The sequence below is a fragment of the Pseudomonas sp. HP_14 genome (assembly GCF_055283875.1).
Window position 1 is genome coordinate 383810 of the sequence record NZ_JBTOQI010000001.1, and the last position, 19289, is coordinate 403098.

At 55.6% G+C, this 19289-nt stretch carries 17 protein-coding genes and 1 tRNA gene; 9 read left to right on the forward strand and 9 right to left on the reverse strand.

All coding sequences use genetic code 11. The annotated features are described in order from the left end of the window. Nucleotides 1-30: 30 nt before the first annotated feature. A complete protein-coding gene (locus ACYASS_RS01645) occupies nucleotides 31-846 on the reverse strand; it encodes a shikimate 5-dehydrogenase (RefSeq protein WP_463584797.1) in 816 nt (271 codons plus the stop codon). Nucleotides 847-1058: 212 nt separating this feature from the next. Here ACYASS_RS01645 and ACYASS_RS01650 point away from each other — a divergent pair, with 212 nt between their 5' ends. From ACYASS_RS01650 to ACYASS_RS01660, 3 genes are all read left to right on the forward strand, one after another. Next, the gene (locus ACYASS_RS01650; protein ID WP_463584798.1) at nucleotides 1059-1421 is read left to right on the forward strand and encodes a hypothetical protein; all 363 of its coding nucleotides are present in this window, start codon (nucleotides 1059-1061) and stop codon (nucleotides 1419-1421) included. A 187-nt stretch (nucleotides 1422-1608) separates the two neighbouring features. Next, nucleotides 1609-1803 carry a hypothetical protein gene (locus tag ACYASS_RS01655; RefSeq protein WP_122663619.1) on the forward strand — a complete coding sequence of 65 codons (195 nt, stop codon included), beginning with the start codon at nucleotides 1609-1611 and terminating at the stop codon, nucleotides 1801-1803. A 118-nt stretch (nucleotides 1804-1921) separates the two neighbouring features. Next, complete coding sequence (locus ACYASS_RS01660; protein ID WP_122663620.1) at nucleotides 1922-2104, forward strand: hypothetical protein; 183 nt, start codon at nucleotides 1922-1924, stop codon at nucleotides 2102-2104. A 131-nt stretch (nucleotides 2105-2235) separates the two neighbouring features. Here the strand turns inward: ACYASS_RS01660 and ACYASS_RS01665 are convergent, their stop codons facing one another. Continuing rightward, complete coding sequence (locus ACYASS_RS01665) at nucleotides 2236-2796, reverse strand: hypothetical protein (RefSeq protein WP_243246863.1); 561 nt, start codon at nucleotides 2794-2796, stop codon at nucleotides 2236-2238. Nucleotides 2797-3039: 243 nt separating this feature from the next. On the opposite strand from ACYASS_RS01665, the gene pbpG reads away from it, so the two are divergent. Further along, complete coding sequence (gene pbpG / locus ACYASS_RS01670) at nucleotides 3040-3981, forward strand: D-alanyl-D-alanine endopeptidase (RefSeq protein WP_122663622.1); 942 nt, start codon at nucleotides 3040-3042, stop codon at nucleotides 3979-3981. Between the two features lie 90 nt (nucleotides 3982-4071). On the opposite strand, the gene ACYASS_RS01675 is transcribed toward pbpG, so the two are convergent. The 5 genes from ACYASS_RS01675 to ACYASS_RS01695 form a co-directional block, all read right to left on the reverse strand. After that, complete coding sequence (locus ACYASS_RS01675; protein ID WP_463584799.1) at nucleotides 4072-5505, reverse strand: NAD-dependent succinate-semialdehyde dehydrogenase; 1434 nt, start codon at nucleotides 5503-5505, stop codon at nucleotides 4072-4074. Nucleotides 5506-5630: 125 nt separating this feature from the next. Next, nucleotides 5631-6515: a DMT family transporter gene (locus ACYASS_RS01680; protein ID WP_463584800.1), complete on the reverse strand. Its 885-nt coding sequence runs from the start codon at nucleotides 6513-6515 to the stop codon at nucleotides 5631-5633. A gap of 169 nt (nucleotides 6516-6684) precedes the next feature. Beyond that, nucleotides 6685-7194, reverse strand: a complete 510-nt coding sequence (locus ACYASS_RS01685; protein ID WP_463584801.1) for a cupin domain-containing protein — start codon at nucleotides 7192-7194, stop codon at nucleotides 6685-6687. Nucleotides 7195-7278: 84 nt separating this feature from the next. Further along, entirely contained in the window at nucleotides 7279-9534 is a 2256-nt protein-coding gene (locus ACYASS_RS01690) for an ATP-binding protein (protein WP_463584802.1), read from the reverse strand. Between the two features lie 592 nt (nucleotides 9535-10126). Continuing rightward, a complete protein-coding gene (locus ACYASS_RS01695; protein WP_463584803.1) occupies nucleotides 10127-11752 on the reverse strand; it encodes an NADP-dependent glyceraldehyde-3-phosphate dehydrogenase in 1626 nt (541 codons plus the stop codon). 159 nt (nucleotides 11753-11911) lie between these two features. On the opposite strand from ACYASS_RS01695, the gene ACYASS_RS01700 reads away from it, so the two are divergent. The 4 genes from ACYASS_RS01700 to ACYASS_RS01715 all read left to right on the forward strand — a co-directional run bounded on the left by ACYASS_RS01700 (nucleotide 11912) and on the right by ACYASS_RS01715 (nucleotide 15536). Further along, nucleotides 11912-11987 (forward strand) — tRNA-Asn (locus tag ACYASS_RS01700). Nucleotides 11988-12295: 308 nt separating this feature from the next. Further along, a complete protein-coding gene (locus ACYASS_RS01705) occupies nucleotides 12296-12703 on the forward strand; it encodes an antitoxin Xre/MbcA/ParS toxin-binding domain-containing protein (protein ID WP_463584804.1) in 408 nt (135 codons plus the stop codon). Nucleotides 12704-13186: 483 nt separating this feature from the next. Next, nucleotides 13187-14101 carry an SDR family oxidoreductase gene (locus ACYASS_RS01710; protein ID WP_463584805.1) on the forward strand — a complete coding sequence of 305 codons (915 nt, stop codon included), beginning with the start codon at nucleotides 13187-13189 and terminating at the stop codon, nucleotides 14099-14101. A gap of 247 nt (nucleotides 14102-14348) precedes the next feature. Continuing rightward, nucleotides 14349-15536, forward strand: coding sequence for an MFS transporter (locus ACYASS_RS01715; RefSeq protein ID WP_463584806.1), 1188 nt, complete (start codon nucleotides 14349-14351; stop codon nucleotides 15534-15536). A gap of 148 nt (nucleotides 15537-15684) precedes the next feature. Here ACYASS_RS01715 and ACYASS_RS01720 read toward each other — a convergent pair whose 3' ends face one another. Next, nucleotides 15685-16554: a lipopolysaccharide kinase InaA family protein gene (locus ACYASS_RS01720; protein WP_463584807.1), complete on the reverse strand. Its 870-nt coding sequence runs from the start codon at nucleotides 16552-16554 to the stop codon at nucleotides 15685-15687. A 103-nt stretch (nucleotides 16555-16657) separates the two neighbouring features. Beyond that, nucleotides 16658-17443 (reverse strand): 2-keto-4-pentenoate hydratase, encoded by a 786-nt coding sequence (locus ACYASS_RS01725; protein WP_463584808.1) that lies wholly within the window; start codon nucleotides 17441-17443, stop codon nucleotides 16658-16660. Between the two features lie 448 nt (nucleotides 17444-17891). Here ACYASS_RS01725 and ACYASS_RS01730 point away from each other — a divergent pair, with 448 nt between their 5' ends. Then, nucleotides 17892-19280 (forward strand): SrfA family protein, encoded by a 1389-nt coding sequence (locus tag ACYASS_RS01730; RefSeq protein WP_463584809.1) that lies wholly within the window; start codon nucleotides 17892-17894, stop codon nucleotides 19278-19280. The last annotated feature ends 9 nt before the right edge of the window (nucleotides 19281-19289 follow it).

Sequence of the window (19289 nt, forward strand, 5' to 3'; positions counted from 1 at the left end):
AAAGCGCTGAATCCGGGCAGGATTCAACCTTTATCCCGCCCGGGCGAATGCCGCAGCTTGCTGAAACTGCTCATCGCTCGGACGAACGCCGGTATACAACACAAACTGCTCCAGCGCCTGAATGGCTGCCACTTCATCGCCACTGATAACACGCTTGCCCCTCGCCCGTGCGGCCTCGATAAGTGGCGTATTGGCGGGGTTGGCGACGACATCAAAGACAGTGTCGGCCGCGTCGATAGCGTCGAGACTGAACGCCAGTTCAGCTGATTGAGCACCGATCATCCCCAGCGGGGTGACATTGACCAGTAAAGATGGCCGAAAGCCCCCCAGCTCCGCTTGCCAACGCAGTCCACAGGACTCAGCCAGCGCCCGACCTGTTACCTCATTGCGGGCAATGATTACCCCCTCGGTGAACCCCACGTCACGCATGGCAAAAGCCACCGCCTTGGCCATCCCGCCACTGCCGCGCAGGGCAAATTCGGTACGCGGCACAGCATGGCTGTCCAGAAGCTGAGCAACGGCAATGTAGTCCGTGTTGTAAGCCTTGAGATGGCCAGCGGTATTGACGATGGTGTTGATCGACGTGATAGCTGCAGCGGAGTCATCCATTTCATCAACCAACGAAATGCTTGCTTCCTTGAACGGCATGGAAACGGCACAGCCGCGAATCCCCAGTGAACGCATCCCGGCGATAGCAGCGGGCAAGTCCGAAGGGCAAAAAGCCTTGTAATAAAAATTGAGACCCAATTGCTGGTAGAGATGGTTATGGAAACGAACACCGAAGTTGCCTGGTCGCGCAGCGAGCGACATGCACAGTACGGTTTCCTTGTCAGGGATAAGGGGCATTTTTTCTCCCGAACGGTATTAGTCATTGCTTCATTGAAAAGCGTAATATCAGCACCGCAACACGGCCTGATCAAACTCGCCGGATACCTTACACAAAATTTACTTAACGGCTTCGCAGTTTTTTAGCAAAGCGCTGTCTTAAGAGTTATCCCGTGGCAGTGCTTGAGAGTAATGCAGGCCCGCGACAACGGGTTGAAAGTCGAGGAATAGTCATGATTCGTCAAATTCCCAAGGTTGCCTTGCTGTTAGCTGCTCTGGCCATGGCCGGCCAGGCGAACGCCCATGGTGGCGGCGGTGGCTGGGCGGGCCCTGCAGTTGTAGGTGCAATTGTGGGTGGCGTTATTGGTTCAGCGGTCTCTTCCGGCCGCGACAGAACTGTCTATGTTGAGCAACAGCCGGTCTATGTCCAGCAGCCGGTCTACGTTCAGGCACCGCCACAACCCGTCTATTACCAACCGGCTTATCAGGTTGTGGCGCCGCCTGTGCGCGTGTATGGCCCACCACCTGGCTATTACGGCCCTCCGCCGGGTTATTACGGACCGCCGCGCGGCTATTATGATCGTGGTCGCTGGTAACCATTGAAAAAGCCCCGCCCTTACTGGCGGGGCTTTTTTTTGCTGGATGGCCGATAACAGCTATCTTCAGGCTCAAGATCGGCGAAAAAAAGACGATAGCCTGCTAACAGTCCCGGCTCACTTCTGGCCAAATGAAAACCTTCCAGCGCCATTGCTACCAGTCAGCCATAACAATAAGGAAATCAGGATGCCGACACAGAACCCACATCGAATGGTCGGACTCTGTACGTCGAACAAAGTCTACAGCGCCTTGACAGAACTCAAGAGCCTTGAAGGTCACCGGACTGCCAAGTTCGTTGCGCTTCTGGCTCAGAATCTGGTGGAAAAAGGCGTGTTGTCCGACGAGGAAGTCATCAACATGCTGGACCAGGTCGTCGACTGACCCTCATCCGCCGAACATCTCCGGCTTGCCTGTTCATCAATGTCCACTATCGAGAGCGTTGATTTCTGCTGCGTCCCATGACGCCGTAGAGTAGCGCCATAGATTGTTGGAGGCACTTATGAACACACTCAAAATCATGTCAGTGGTAGGCAGCGCAGTCCCGCAAGCCCTTAGAGCCCAGGGTCTTCTGGCCTGCTGGTATCTGGTGCACGACGGTGAGCCCGTCAGCGGCCCTTTCGCCTCGCTGAATGCCGCACAAGCGCGTTCCGATATGTTTGAAAGTGGTCAGTTGAATGGCTGACCACTCGCGATAGACCGACAGCTCACCTGGTTCTACGCCCTGAATGAATCGTGCGTTGCTCCGCACATCCCCTTGCCCGCATCCCTCCCCTGGTGCGGGCTTTTTTTTGGCTGCACATTCGCAACCGACAATCAGAGACGCTCGGCCATCGCCGCGTTGACCTGACACCGATGGGTCAGTTTCTGCAGACGCTTTTCCATGCTCATGAACACCACCCGATCCGAACGACCACTTTCCAGCTCATCGATAAGGTCGTTTGCGACCTGACGCAACTCGTAGGCAATCACTACGCGATCGTCATTCAGGTCATCCTTGTGGGATTCAAACAGGCGGTGCAGATAATCTTGCAAGACATACTTCAAGCGATGCCGATCAGTTGCGCGCAGATGGTTCAGACTCAGGCTGATTTTGCCCAACAGCTCGCCCAGCTCGCCGCACAGATACTGCATGCGCCTGGCATAACCGATCTGCCCTTCGCGCATAGCCTTGTGTTGCACTGCAGCCTCCTGGCTGCGCTGAATACCCGGCACTGCAACAGCGACCATCATGCCGATAATCAAGCCCGTTGCCTGAACCCAACCCACCCAGTCTGCAGGCCTTGAAAAGAATCCTGCCCCCATCAACAGAACGGCTATTGCACCGGCAACTATCACTAAAACGACGTAATCCTTGCTGATAAACCCCTTGGGCATTGCGCGACTCCTTCGGTCTGTGTCGGCTGCTATCGATGGCATGGGATGCTAATCGGTGCTGGCGCCGGACACCACGACTATTGTCATCGACGGACGATATTTCAGCCGGTCGATGCAAAGTTAAATATTACGCTTATTAGTGAAACGTCCTACAACACCCATCGACAGTAGTCAGGCCTGCTCATAAAATACCGCGCAGTTTCTTTAACCCTGTGTGATACCACACTCCACTTTTAGTGAGCGTTGCTCTTGAAAATTCGTCTTCCACTTTTGGGCCTTTTATTTGCACTTGCAGGCCCGGCACTATCCACCAGTGCCTATGCGAACGACCCCGCCCCACTTAATCGTGACCCGTCACTTCTTCATCTGGCGTCAGGCAGTGCCATGGTCGTCGATCTGCAAACCGATAAAGTTCTGTATTCAAGCAATCCGGATGTCATCGTACCGATCGCCTCGGTTACCAAACTCATGACCGCGATGGTCGTGCTGGACGCCAAGCAGTCCATGGATGAGGTCATTCCGGTCAATATCTCTCAGACGCCGGAAATGAAAGGCGTGTTCTCCCGGGTAAAACTGGGCAGCGAACTACCGCGCCGGGAAATGCTGCTCATTACCTTGATGTCGTCTGAAAATCGCGCGGCGGCCAGCCTCGCGCACAGTTATCCGGGCGGCTACGCAGCGTTCATTCTGGCGATGAATGCCAAAGCCAAGGCCTTGGGTATGAAGCACACCGTATATGTCGAGCCTACAGGCCTCTCGATATACAACGTTTCTACCGCCCGCGATCTGACCAAACTGCTATTGGCATCACGTAAATATCCAGCGCTTAGCGAGTTAAGTACAACGCCGGAGAAAACCGTGACGTTCCGCAAGCCGACTTACAGCCTCGGCTTCAGCAACACCGACCACCTGGTTCGAAAATCCAACTGGGACATCAAATTGACCAAGACGGGTTTCACCAATCAGGCCGGGCACTGCCTGGTGCTGCTGACCAGCATGGCCAATCGTCCTGTGTCGATGGTGATTCTCGATGCATTCGGCAAATACACACACTTTGCGGACGCTAGCCGGATCCGCCAATGGATGGAAACAGGCAAAAGTAACCCGCCTCCAGCCGTAGCCTTGCAGTACAAGAAAGAAAAGAATCTGGTGATGAAGCAACAAGGGCTACAAGCTACCGAGTGATTCGCCCCGTTAATCGCTCCAAAAGAAAGGCCGCCAGCTCATCAAGAAGCTGGCGGCCTTTTACTTTATTGCGCCTGTGTCGCTAAGCGTTTAAAGGTTGAACTGAGTCACCAGCTTGGTATTCAGATAGGCCTCAATCGCTTCGGTCCCCCCTTCGGAGCCATAGCCAGAATCCTTGATGCCACCAAATGGCACTTCCGGCAAACCAATACCCTGATGGTTGATGGACAGCATGCCCGCCTCAATGTAGGTGCTCAACGCATGAGCCGTCTTCATTGACGTGGTAAAGGCATAAGAAGCCAGACCAAACGGTACTCGATTGGATTCGGCGATGGCCTCTTCAACCGTATCGAACGGCACCAACAGAGCGACTGGACCGAACGGCTCCTCGTTCATGATGCGCATTTCGCGAGTCAGGCCACTGAGTACGGTCGGCTCGAAGAAATAACCAGGGCCATCAATCGCCCGACCGCCAGCATTCAGCGTCGCGCCAGCAGCTTTAGCGTCCTCTACCAATGCCGCCAGTGCGGGAATACGTCGCTCATTGGCGACCGGCCCCATGGTTACGGTGGAGTCCAGACCGTTACCCACCTTGATTTCCCGGGTCAGACCGACAAACTTCTCGAGGAATGCATCGAACACCCCGCGCTGCACCAGAATGCGAGTCGGTGAAACGCACACCTGACCGGCATTGCGGAACTTGGCCGTGGCCAACACGCGCGCAGCAAGATCAACATCGGCATCATCAAAAACCAGCGCCGGAGCATGACCACCAAGCTCCATTGTGGCGCGTTTCATGTGCTGCCCGGCCAGAGCAGCCAGCTGCTTGCCGACCGGCGTCGAGCCGGTGAAGGTCACCTTGCGGATGACCGGATGAGGGATGAGATACGAAGAGATTTCCGCCGGATCGCCGTACACCAGACCAATAACACCCGCTGGCACACCGGCGTCTGCAAACGCACGGATCAGCTCGGCAGGTGATGCCGGTGTTTCTTCAGGGGCCTTGACGATGATTGAACAGCCCGCGGCAAGAGCCGACGAGAGTTTGCGCACGATTTGATTGATCGGGAAGTTCCACGGTGTAAACGCAGCGACGGGCCCAACCGGTTCCTTGACGACCTTCTGCTCAACGCTTGCTCCACGGGATGGAACAATGCGGCCATAACTACGACGGCCCTCTTCGGCCAACCATTCGACAACATCAGCACCGGACAGCACCTCGGCACGGGCCTCAGCCAAAGGCTTACCCTGCTCCTGCGTCATGATCCGGGCAATCACATCCGCACGCTCACGCAGAAGCTGTGCGGCTTTCTGCATCGTCTTGTAGCGATCGTAAGCCGAAGTCTTGCGCCACACCGCGAAACCACGCTCGGCAGCGGCCAGCGCTTCATCGAGGTCAGGAATACTGGCGTGCGCAACGGTGCCCAATTGCTCACCTGTGGCAGGATCGATGACTGGCAGGGTGCGACCTTGTTGGCCTGCACGCCATTGACCGTCGATGAATAGCTGTACATCAGGATACATAGCGATTTCTCCAGTTGCGTTCGCATAGACAGAAATAAGCTTTTCAAAAGCGCTACGAGTTCAATGGGGGCGTGCCTGTATATATCAAGGCATTTCAACAAATGGACGTCAGGAGTCGCTATCCGTCAGGCCTTGGTGCGCTGTTGCCACGCTGCTGCCAATCCGCTCAGGCAGATTACCGCGATGCCCAATTGAGCCGTCAAAGACGGCGCATGACCGAACACCAGATAGCCCAGCAAACCGGCGAATACAATCTGGCAATAACTGAACGGCGCCAGCATCGCGGGAGCGGCGAAGCGAAAGGCCTGGGTCAACAGTAAATGAGCAACCATGCCGCATGCGCCGAGCGCCAGCATGAACGGCAGATGCTTGGGCTCCGGCACAGTCCAGAAAAAAGGTAGCAATGCAGTCATGACAAGGCTGTTGAACAGCCCGGCAAAAAAGTTGCTGGTGGTCGGACTGTCATGAGCACTGACCATGCGGGTCAGCAACTGATAGGACGCAAATAGCGTCGCAGAACCCAACGGCAGCAAAACAGCCGGAGTAAACAACTCACCTCCGGGATGCACGATGATCAGCACCCCCACAAAACCCACCAGCACTGCGGCCCACTGTTTACGCGTGACATGCTCGTGCAGTAACGGTACTGACATAGCGGTGATCAACAACGGCGCAAGGAAGTTAACGGCGGTTGCTTCGGCCAGCGGGATATACATCAGCCCGGTCGTGAACAACAGGCTGGTCCCCAACAGACAGAGCGCCCGTATTATCTGCAGCTTCAAACGTTTGGTACGCAAAACCCGCAGCCCTGCCGAGGGCATGAAAATCCCGGCCATGAGCAAGGTATGCACCAAGTAACGCACCCAGACGACCATGAAGACGGGATAGAAACCGGACAGGTACTTGGAGATGGTGTCATGACTGGCAAACAGAAACGTTGCCAGCACAATAAGCGCAATGCCCTTGAGTGGCTGATTGACGCCAGATAGAGGCGTGCTGACGATGGTCATCTAGTTTCCTTGGCATGGCAGAAAACAGGCGCATATTCAAAGATCGAATGACAGCGCATCCGATGTCCCTGAAAAGCGGATAGACCAAAGAATATAGAAGCTGTCCCGGTTATCCAAACAAAGCAACGGTTCATGACGAAATTAACTGACTGACCAGTCTGGTCAGGACTCAGATCCAGAATCGCAGTAAAGCCCCTGTCGTACCATTAAGGGGATCGGCTTCAGGCAAAGGCACCTCGACAATACGCTGCCTTGAAACCGGCAGCAGAGCAGGGTCTGCACGCTGGATATCGTAATTGCTCTGATTGTAGGGATAAGCCCCCACAACCAGGAAGTCATCGCTTTGTTCGAGGCAGCAGTGACCGGTTCCGGCTGGCAATACCAGCACATCGCCAGGTGCCACGGTGACTTCCTGCCCGCCTGCGCCCCCAAGCATCACCCGTGCGGCGCCGCTTGCCACGCCCAGCGCCTCATGCGCAGTAGCGTGATAATGGTGGTAGTCAAAAATCCCGTCACGCCACTTTGCCAGCCAGTGATTGCTGGTAAAGAGTCGCTCGAACGCCTTGGCAGTATCAGGGCTATCAAACGACACCCCCCGATAGATCAGCACCGGTAATCTGCTATTGGGAATGGAGTGGTTCTCGTCAAAGTACAACTGCTCAGGTATACGTGAAATCATGATGGCGGCTCCTGCCTGAAGACCATTCATTACCCATGTCGACTCCCGCACGAAGCTTGAAGTTGCGTGCTGCGGTCAGGCGGTCTATTCGGCCATTACCTCAATAGAAACCAAAGGCACTGTAAAGCTGAATTCGCTGCCTTGCCCCAATTCACTGCGGACCCATAACTCACCGCCATGGGCTTTGACGATCCCCATTGAGATGTAAAGCCCCAGACCCGTACCACTCGGATTACCCTCACGAATCCGCCAGTATCGTTCAAACACATGAGGTAGTTGGTCAGGGGCGATACCGGCTCCAGTGTCGACAACGCTGAAGGTGGCGTAATCACCCTGTTTTTCGGCGGTGACAGCGACTCGCCCCTCTCTAGGAGTGAACTTGATGGCGTTCCCAATCAGGTTGGACAGCACCTGAAACAGCCGCTCCGGGTCAGCCATAACACGCAAACCGGGTTCGGAAACAAAACTCAGCTCGATGAATTTATTCAGCGCCAACGGTGCGAGCAGCGAATAAGCCTCTTCGAAAATCTGACTTACATCGCGAGGCTGCGTCGTGATGGAATAGCGTCCGGCCTCGATTTTCGAGGTATCCAGAAGATCCTCCAGCAGATTGGTCATTCGCGTTGTCGCACGCTGCATCGTATCGATAGCTGAGTTGACCCGCTTGGAGGACGGAGTGCTGTCGGCCCCGATCAATCGCTGCATCATTCCGCACTGCATCACGATCACAGTCATTGGGTTGCGCAAGTCATGGGAAACCACTGCGACCAATTCATCCCGCGCACGTACTGCTTCCTGCTCACGTAGCACCTGACGAGACAGATCGGCCTCCAGCGCAGAGCGTCTCAGGTCAGCGACCGCGAACAGGTCACCACTGTCCCAGCGATGCGCTTTGCCATCCACCTGCTCCTTCCATATCTCGAATGATTTGCGAGGCTGAAGCCGATTACCGGTATCGGTTTCGGACATTTCCATCGGCTTGCTCGGGTCGCCGCTCCAATGAACGCTGTCCTTGACCTCCGGACGAAACCACAGCACGGCATTGTCCACCGGCTTGGGCAACGTGAACGTCAGAAGGCCGCTGCCGACATCCTGATATTCATGAGCAGCCGGGAAATCGGCACTCAGATTCGATGATTCATAAATGCCTGAAGGCTGCTGTTGAACCCAGGTATAAAGAGAACGGATATGCTCTACCGCAGGACAAGCACCCCACACGTGCAATCGCTCCTCTACCAGCACAGCGACGCCTGACGCTCCGGTCAACGCCATCAGCGACTCTGGATCCTGTGCCAGCGCCTCCAGTACATCCTCGTCGGCGGACAAGTGCATGACACGGCCAAGCTCTGCGAGCAATACCTCTTTCTTCTGGCGCTGACGGGTTATCTCGGCCTCTTCAAGAGCACTGATCTGCATCGAGAGCACCTGACCAATCGTCTGGCAAGCGGCCCGCAACCCATGTGGCACCAGCAACGGCTGGCGATTGCCACAACTGATCAGCCCCCAGAGACGATCGTCCTTTAGCAAAGAAATGCTCATAGAGGACAACACGCCCATATTCTTCATGTATTGGCAGTGAATCGGCGAAACACTGCGCAACAGCGAATGCGTCATGTCCAGCGGCAACAACGTATCAGGGCGTAGCAGTGGCACCAGAGGCACAGGCATGTAGCGCGCATCGGGGATTATCCGCAACCAGTTGACCCGGTACAGTTCACGAGCCTGGCTCGGAATATCGGATGCCGGAAAAAACAGACCGTTATAGATGTCCATGCCCGGGCTGGACGCCTCAGCAATAACCTGGCCATGCCCTTCAGCTTCGAAACGATAGATAAGCACGCGGTCATAACCGGTCAATGCCTGAATTTCGCGGACACTTATTTCGTAAAGCTCTGCGAGGGATTTTGCACCTTGCAGTCGGCGCAGCGTGCGGCCCAGGCCACGATCCAGATGCTGCATGCTGGCTGAAGTAAGCTCACCGGGATTTTCAATCTCCAGCACCAGCAACCCGTCGTAACGATGCAAGGTGCAGTCCATCTGACCCAAGCCATAGGTCAACGACAGCGGATTGACTTCGTCCAGTGAATAGGCCGCTGCAGCGCTGCGCACTAGCTGCGCCTGTTGTGCGCCCAGCACGATTTCAAGGTCCTTCCCAGCCAGTTCCAATGCGGGGCGGCCAAAGAGCCCATCGGCATTTGCGCTGAGTTGTTGCACGACCCAGGTTGCCTCGTTGACAGTCAGCAGCACGCCATGGGGCTGGATTGCACCCGGGACCTGAATAGGCTCCTGATCACAATTGGCCAGCAACCGATCAAAGACATCACCGTCGTCAACAATCATTGCAAAACCTCCACACGCTTAAACCAGCGCTCAACATAAACTAGCGACGCGTCATCCCTGTGCGACGAGTTGTTAATCAGCACCGGTACTTCATTCCGGCAAATATTTATGATTGGATCCAACTTACCGAGATTCATGCCTGACCGTTCCAACGAAAAGTATTCACCACGAAAACTCCGCGATAAAGGACGATAAAGATCATCGCGACGCCATGCAGGAGTAACAAACACCAACACTTCAGGGAATAATACTGACCAGCGCGGGGTCCACCTGACACAAGACGGGCTCGCAAAACGTGCGTATTCGGGGAGTATCGACTGCTTCGCAGGGAGATAATCGTCAAGCAAATTTCAGTGTCCGTAACCATGGCACACGAACGAGTTCGGCGCACTGTTATATTCCATTCAATATCACTAAAGCAGATTCGTTTTTAAAGACGCCCGACACATTACAGCATCAACTTGATTCCGCGAAGTATCTCGATACGGATCTTTTGGAATAACGATTTAACCCAACTCACTCATCCCCAATAACAGGGCTGCCAGACTACGGTGCCGCTGCACCGCCAGTCTGACGCCCCAGTCCCCATCCGTTAAAAAATATAGTCAGTGGTGAGGAAGCTGGACTCCCGATTACGAATAATGTCGCTGACCAGCTTTTTGTTACTTTCCTGAAACTTGGTCGCAACCAACGTACGGATCGAGAAAACCCGAAGCGCGTCATGAACCGACAAAGTCCCTTCGGCCGAGTTTTTGCGACCGTTGAAGGGAAACTGATCCGGGCCACGCTGACACTGCGCATTGATGTTGATACGCCCGACCTGATTGGCAAACGCATCCACCAGACGTCCGACCTGAGCAGAATCACTGCCAAAAATGCTCAGTTGCTGGCCGAAGTCCGAGTCCAGTACGTAGTCGATCACCGACTCCAGATCGCGATAAGCGACAATGGGCACTACCGGACCAAACTGCTCTTCATGGTAAACCCGCATAGCCGAAGTCACTGGATACAACACCGCCGGGTAGAAGAATGTTTCATTGATCTCCCCGCCACCCTCATTGACCACGCGCGCGCCTTTACTCACAGCGTCTTCGACCAGCCCCTTGAGGTAGTCGGTCTTGCCAGGCTCAGGCAATGGCGTCAACGACACCCCCGTCTCCCATGGCATACCGGCTTTCAATTGGGCAAGTTTGTGCTGAAATTTTTCCAGAAAACTGTCGACCACACTTTCATGCACGAAGAGAATCTTGAGCGCAGTGCAACGCTGACCATTGAAAGACAACGCTCCGGTTATAGACTCACTCACGGCGTTATCCAGGTCCACATCCGGCAACACAATGCCTGGATTCTTGGCATCCAGGCCCAGTGCAGCACGCAGACGATGTGGCTTGGGATGAAGCTTCTTCAAGTCACTGGCGGCTTTGTTAGTGCCGATAAAGGCGAACACATCGACCTTGCCGCTGGCCATCAATGCACTGACCGTTTCCCGACCGCTGCCGTAGATAACGTTGATGACACCGGCCGGAAAGCTGTCCCGAAAGGCTTCCAGCAATGGCCGGATCAACAACACACCAAACTTGGCCGGCTTGAAGACCACGGTATTACCCATGATCAGTGCCGGTATGAGCGTGGTGAAGGTTTCATTAAGCGGATAGTTGTAGGGCCCCATACACAGCGTCACGCCCAGAGGAACCCGGCGAATCTGGCCCAAGGTGTCCTGCTCAAGCTCGAAACGACTCGAACGCCGATCCAGCTCCTTGAGCGCATTGATGGTGTCGACGATGTAATCGCAGGTGCGATCAAACTCTTTCTCCGAGTCCTTGAGATTTTTGCCAATCTCCCACATCAGCAGCTTAACCACTGCCTCACGCTGCTCGCGCATGCGCTTGAGAAACGCCTCTACATGCTGAATACGCTCAACAACCCGCATCGTCGGCCAAGCGCCCTGCCCTCTGTCGTAAGCCTGAACCGCCGCCTCCAGTGCGGTCATCGCGGTGGCCGCATCCAGCAAAGGAGTGCTGCCCAGAATGACTGAGCGGATACCGTCGGCACCACTAAGACATACCGGGCTGCGCACCGGTGCCAAAGGCCCTTGCCACAGCTGCAACGTGCCATTGACCAGGTACTCGCGCTGTTCGATGGCCTCAACAGGACGGTACTGCTCAGGGATCTGTTCCAGCGCAGGAAATAACGATTCAAGACGATTGCTGACGGTCACTTCTTTCACCTCTCTAGGGATCAGTCACAAAGGGCACGCCGACTACACTACGCCAAAGCCCGCCCTCTTTGGAGACGTGCCTCGCCAAGCTGCTGAATAGTAAAAATATTTTCGGCACACGCTTGACTAATCCAATTGAAACAGTAACATAGCGCCCATTCCGCGATAGCTCAGTTGGTAGAGCAAGTGACTGTTAATCACTGGGTCCCTGGTTCGAGTCCAGGTCGTGGAGCCATATTGAATCAAGCGTCTGGGCGGTTTTGCAGGACCTTAGTCATCTCGTGATCTGAATCACTGAGAGGCTGTTCTGACAAAACCGCCCTTTTTCTTGGCCGCGAATCACGAAGTTTCCCTTCCAGTTGTCGCGCTAGGATGCAGGCAGTGTCACTAATCATGAGCTCGCAGGCGACTCACTTACGATTACGACTACCGAAGCGCATTGCCCCCTACGCGACATCACCCCTGCCAGTACAGCCCATTACCACTCCCTCAGGTTTGCTTGCTCTATCCTCCCACGCGACTACCCGACCAATGGACGCAATCATGATTACTCAGATGGACTTTCAGGTGCTACAGCTGATGGAGGGAGTACCTGGTCAGTCTATGGATCAGCTTATTCGCAACGGCGTATCGCTGACAGCCCTCGACAACCTGTCCCGACACGGCGTCAGCGCAGTCAACCTTGGGATCATCAGCGCGCCTACCCTGCGCCGCCGTCAGATCAAGGGCGAGCGCCTGTCGCTAGATGAAGGCGACCGCCTGTACCGGGTGAGTAAGCTAGTGATTCTCGCTGAGCACGTTTTTGGTGACAAGACCAAGTCAGCTCACTGGCTTAACAAAGCACAGAAGACCTTTGGAGGATTGGCCGCTCTGGACGCCGCTACCACCACGCCCGGCTATTGCGCAGTTGAAGAAGCTCTTGAGCTAATCAGTCACGGATTTTTCGCATAAGGGCGACCTGATCCGATGCTGATTTTTACATCCCCCAAGCGCTCAAGGACGAGGCAGCGTCTTGTCGGTTATAGCAGTGCCCGCAACCACCGCCGTCGATAGAAGTCGTTCCGGCATGCGAGCCAAGTCAAATCCATTACCTCCAGCACCAAATACCGCACTGATGAACTCAGCTCAGGAAGGTATCCAGAATAAGCCTCTTAATTGGAGAGACCAGGCTCCGTAGGATGTACTCCACCGGCCTGCCCCGCCTCCAGTCGACTAGCACGCAGGTCTTGCAACGCGGCGAGGCGAGAGCTCACCTGATCATAGATATGCAAGCCTTGTTGAACGACGCGCTGGAAGCGCTTTGGTAGTCGATATTGAGGCTCTGCTTGCGACTTTCAGGACCAGCGCTTGATGAGCGTGGATCTGTGACAAAAACACGAAAGAACCAGCGCCCTCTGCCGGATCTTTTGCTCAATGACGCTTGGAGTACGCATCATGAGTTTTTTCTCAATCAGGTTCTCGGTAACGCTTCTGCTCTCTTTGCTGACCGAAATGGTCATGGCAGAAGCAACTTCACCGGCGAATCCTAAGGCAGGCATGGCCAGCGACGTCACCCATCAGGACGCTAAAGAAAATCAGGGGGGAGAAAACCCGGTAGTGCTGGTCGTTGGTGCGAGTGGCAGCATCGGTCAACCGGTTGTCGCCGAGGCATTAAAACGTGGATACGAGACGCGGGCACTGGTGCGCGATCCGGATCAGGCCAAACTGTTTCCGGCAGGCGTAAAGGTCATTGTCGGCGACCTCACGCGTGCCAATACGCTACACGAAGCAGTTGCCGGAGTGACCGCAATTGTGTTCACACACGGCATCAGCGGCAATGATCCGCGAGGCGCCGAGCAGGTCAATTACGGCGCCGTGCGCAATGTTCTGAGCGTGCTGAGTGCGCCCGCCCGGATAGCCTTGATGACGACTGTCGGAGTGACAAAACCCAGTGTCGGGCATGACTGGAAACGGCGAGGCGAACGGTTGGTACGTGCCAGCGGGCTGCCTTACACCATCGTGCGACCTGGTTGGTTCGACTACAACGCAGCTGATCAGCAGCGACTGGTGATGCGCCAGGGTGACACACACTGGGCAGGCTCTCCATCTGATGGCGTAGTCGCCCGAGTGCAGATCGCCGAGGTCCTGGTCGCGTCACTGACATCAGTAGCGGCAACCCGCAAGACCTTCGAGTTAGTGGCAGAAAGAGGCAATGCGCAAGACGATCTCGATCCACTGTTCTCGGCACTGCCAGCCGATTCGTCCAAATCTCATGATGCAATCGAAGATCGGGAAAACTTGCCTATGGACAAAGAGCCGCCTACCGTCCTTAAAGACCTTGATGCTGTTCGTGCACGATTCAAAAACTGATCGTACTGACGCACTCGCACTGATCACATCCCCACATTCTGGTTGTGACACAGCGAGCAGAACGCTGAATGCCTGCCGCCGAATGCATCGGCCTTGGCCCCTTCCCGCAGACGCACCGGGTAAAGTGTCTGCCGGTAGACACTAATTCTTCTGAACTCTATCGCCAAAGGGCGTTCTAGACCCTTTCGCCGATTTCTGGTTAGCATCGGCGCCGCACTCTTCGTGACCCTTGAGATTTTGACGACGCATGTCTATTCAGCAAACACCCGGGCATGTACTGCCCGCACGCTCGGCCGCCAAAATGGAAGCCGCAATGGCCGTAGGCGCTTTCGCTATCGGTACTGGCGAATTCGCGATCATGGGGCTGATGCCCGACATCGCCAGCAACCTGCAATTGAGCGAACCACAGGTAGGCCATGCCATCAGCGCGTATGCATTGGGGGTGATGGTCGGAGCACCGCTTTTGGCCATTCTGGGTGCCAGGTTGCTGCGCAAACACCTGCTTCTACTGCTCATGGCGCTGTACGCTCTGGGCAATCTGGCAACTGCGTTTACTCCGACATTTGGCAGCTTGATTGCCTTTCGGTTTATCAGCGGCCTGCCTCATGGCGCCTATTTCGGTATCGCAGCAGTGGTGGCTTCGAGCATGGTGCCTACCAATAAGCGTGCCGGTGCCGTGGCAAGGGTGATGATGGGCCTGACGCTGGCGATGCTGCTGGGCAACCCTATTGCGACGGTGTTGGGTCAGTTTTTCGGCTGGCGATCAGCATTCGCGCTGGTAGGAGCCATTGCAATCTGCACCATCGCGCTGGTCTGGCGCTTTGTGCCAGACCGCCATGATGAGCCGCGCAGTGATCCGCGCAAGGAGCTGCGAGCTTTCACCAAACCGCAGGTCTGGATGGCCCTTGCGATTGGTGCCATTGGCTTTGCCGGGATGTTCTGCGTCTTCAGTTACCTGGCACCCACGATGCTCGAAGTCACCCGCGTAACACCGCAATGGATTCCCTTCGGGCTGGCTGCTTTCGGACTGGGCGGCATCATCGGCAACATCGCCGGAGGCAAACTGTTCGACCGTCTGCAGTTCCGTGCGGTGGGCCTGATACTCGTCTGGTCGATGGCAGTGCTGCTGTTCTTTCCGTTTGCAGCCGGTTCGCTGTGGGGCGTCACGCTAGGCATCGGCCTTGTTGGAACAATGGTGGCTCTGGCGGCTCCACTACAGATCCGCCTCATGGACATTGCTCACGAAGCCCCAAGCCTGGCTGCCGCGTCCAACCATGCGGCATTCAACCTGGCGAATGCGCTTGGACCATGGTTTGGCGGGATGGCAATTACCGCCGGGCTGGGCTGGACCAGCACCGGGTATATCGGTGCAGCCACTGCACTGGTGGGTTTGGGTCTCTACCTGATTGCGCGGCGCATGAAAGGCGGCGATTGAACCCGCCAACCTTGCCCAGGCGGCCGTCGTGACGCCCCCCCCCACCCTCGCCCGGTTGCGCTTCAAATGCCCCATTTGCCGAGATGAACTCCATCTCGGCAATCCCCTTGAGCGCATAGGCGCGTATCTGCACAGAGCCAGCATCCCATCAAGGGTGCGTATCGGGCGCCTGTCTGAATGCGGTTTGATGGCTGGCACTGGTAAAGATGCTGTAGCGGGTACTGCGCGATACTTTCTTCGTCAGGAAACGCTCGAAGACGGGCAGAAAAACGGTCCGGTCAAGTCCTGGCTGTTCATCAAGCAAATAGCGCTCACACAGCGCCCGATAGTCTTCGAGCGCAATAAAACGCTTGATCCAGTAGTGGTAGAAATACCCCATCAAAAAACCAAGACTGAAATCGTGGTTGATCACTGAATGAGCGCAGCATTCAAAGTCGATCAGGCGCAAGCTGCCGTCCGGCCCGATCAGAATATTTTTTGGATGTGGGTCCATGTGCACAAAGCCTTCGCTGAGCATTTGCTCAAAGAGGCGGAATACCTGAGGCAGCAGAGAATGAGCGTCTTCAGGGTGCTGGGTAAGTCGATCATCAACGCTGCAGTGCTGATCGAAGAAACCCAGCAAAAGATATTCTTCCTTGAGAAACGGGAAACGCGCCTTATACCCGAACCCGGCAACACGAGGAACGCTAGTGGAGCGCGGCGACACCGCTGACAGATTGATGAACTCGTTCGTCAAATCATGCAGCCCGAATACTTTCTTGAGACCCAGGTAGTTTTGTAGCTGTTTTTTCCAGTGCGCAAGACGGTTGTACTTCAACACCCATTTACGCTGCCCCTCAAGCAGGAACACACCGCGTGTCTCCTCAGGGATATCCAGCGTCGCGTGCGCCTCAGGCGCCGCAATAAAGCGACGGACCAGCGTAGCCAACTCATCCTGACAGGACGGCTCGAAATGAAAGGTTATGCCCTGGATGCTCTGAATGGCTAACGGGCGGGTCAATTCTTGAAGGTGACGCATCTGCATATCCATATCAATGCTAATAGCCGACTAGAATCACCGATATCGCTAAGCTATTACAAGTAGATGCGCAGCCAAAACAACCAAGGCTGACTTCAGTTTTTTAAACTGAAAAATCCAATGTCTTGCCAAAGTATCTGGCCGACAATTTATGACCTGAACCCACAATATCGAAGGGCTGACACATGGCTCCGGTAGAGATGATCTCACCGGCCTGCAAAGTGATCCCGTACTGCGCAGCATGTTGAAAAAGCGCAGTCAGAGAATTCAGTGGATTGGTCGCCGTGTCATCAAACAACCCCTTGGCCCTGGGTTCGCCATCCAGATACACGACAACGGTTTCGGCCAACTCACGCAGTGCGTTTTCGTCCAGTCCTGCGCACACTGATTCGCCGATCACCAGCGCCTCAAAACCTACGTTGTCCGCGACAAAGCTCGGCCAGCCGACTGTCTTGCGGTCAGTAAATCGTGAGCGCACCACTTCGAAAGTGACGCAGGTGGAGCGGATGTCCTGAGGTTCGATTTTCCTGCCCGCCAGCGGTGGCAAATCACGGTCCAGGATAAATGCGATCTCGCATTCGATGGTGACCTGAGTCGGCGCAGGCATTTTCAGATGCACCCCGCTGCGATGACAGCGGTCTTGCTCCAACTGCCCCACCAGTGGGCGCGACAGATGACCGGAGCGCATCGCCGCCGGGCTGCCGACACCAAGTTTCCACCCTGCCCGTGGCCCTCCGGCAGCCTTGAACAACTGGTTCTGCGCAGCATAGCCCTGCTCAAGCGTCACGGGCCTTAGCGCTGGGGGCAACTCAAGCAGCAACTCACCGTTGCGCCAAGCTTGCAGCAGGACCGAGGCGGTAGCCGTTGAATCGAAAGAAGTACTTTGCATGGATCAGTTCCAGTCATTGGTCGGAGATGTCGTTGTCGCTATCACGATGACCCCCAACGACGCCTCATTGATGCGTGCAGCATAAAGCAGGTCACAGCGATGTGCTGCAACGCGGGATTCAAACGCAAAACATTAGCGCGTTTACCTGAGGGGTATGCCAGATAGAAACCTTGAGTTTCCCCCTTGTGCAGGCTCCGCGAGCAAATCAGTAGCCCCCGGTATCGCACTGTTCCTTCTATTGCCAAAGTGCCGACTGAAAAGGCACAAAGCCGCAATGCAGCTGACAAAAAAATGCAGAACAGCTACGCCATCCCCTCTGGCACGGTATCCACAGAGCGAAACATTATTTTGTGTAAAAATTGACGACAACGGCATTTAGCCATTACTGTTGCCGCCTGCTGAAGCGTCTTCATCAGCCAATGGATTGAATTACAAGGGAATGTTCAGCATGCACGGTGCGCTGCTTCGTACGGGCAAAAGTGACGATTTCATTGCCGTGGGAGAAACAGGGCAACCTGTTTACAAGGCTGCGCTGCAACTCATCGCAGCGCTGACCCGAAAATCGCCTGCATTGGCTCTGTTCCTCGCTGTGCCAAAAAGCAATGAACAAGGCAGCGTCATTGACTGGTATAGCCCGGTTCAGGGTGACGTTGTACCCTGGAGTTCTGCCACAGAAGCAGAGACCGAAGAAGCCCGCTCGCAACTGATTCATTTCAAAAATACCATCGCGGACATGAGTCTGGCACTGGTGCAAGCCGGTAACAAAGGCGGCCAAAGCGATCAGGTTATTTTCGGAAAACTTCTGGGCCTCGTGCCTCATGCACCCTCTGAGAACTATCTGTACCTGGTCCAGGCCAAGCGTACCAACGCCCAAGGTGAGATTGAGCATTACACCCAGCCGGTATTGAGCTTCTGGGGCTTTGTGCAGCACGAAGGCGATCGCCATCGCGACCCGCTGTATTTCCTGACTCCCGCGCCGATCGTCGCCCCGCCCGCCCCTCTGACGGCACTCACACCTGTTACCGCGCCTGACACCCCGATATCTCTGACTACGCGCGTGCGTCCCTGGTGGCGCCGTTTCTGGTGGCTATGGCCATTATTGCTTTTACTACTGGCCCTGCTGCTATTTGGCCTGCTACGCGGCTGTATACCAACGGTCACGCTGCCGGTGGGAAGCGTGTCCCTGCCCGCCACGACCACGACCACGACCATAGACACTTCGAATCTCAACAGTCAGTCCGGAAACGTTGTACCTCGCGGCGCAACATTGCCTGCCAGCGAAATACCGGCGAACGGCCAACTGCCTTCCCTCCCGGCTACGGAGCCCGCTACGACGACGCCAGAGCCGAAGACAGAACCTGTACCAGAGGCCGGCGAACCACAACCCGCCGAGCCACCTGCACCTGAGCCAGCTTCGCCGCCGACCACGGCCGCCGAGCCTGCGCAATCCAGCGCCCCAGTTGCTCCCGGTACACCGCTGAGCATTCCACCGGGTATTGCTGAAGGCCCCGCTGATTTTCTCAACGGCAATTACCGTGCGGGCGCCGGAATCATGGACGCTAAAACCTCCAAGCCATTACGCCTGGAATACGCATTCGAGAAAGGCCAGGGCAACGTCACTATCCGCCGCCCGGATGGCGTGTCCTGCACAGGTGCAGTCAATGCTGCGATGAATGCTGGCAACTTGGGCATACACAGCCAGGATCAAGCCAGTTGCACCGACGGTAGCCGTTATGACATGCCTCAAGTGTCCTGCAAGCCAGGCGCCCAAAGCATCGCTGATTGCCAAGGTAACTATGGCAACACCCAATTCCCCATGTCCATGCGGCGCGAATAAAGGCTGGAC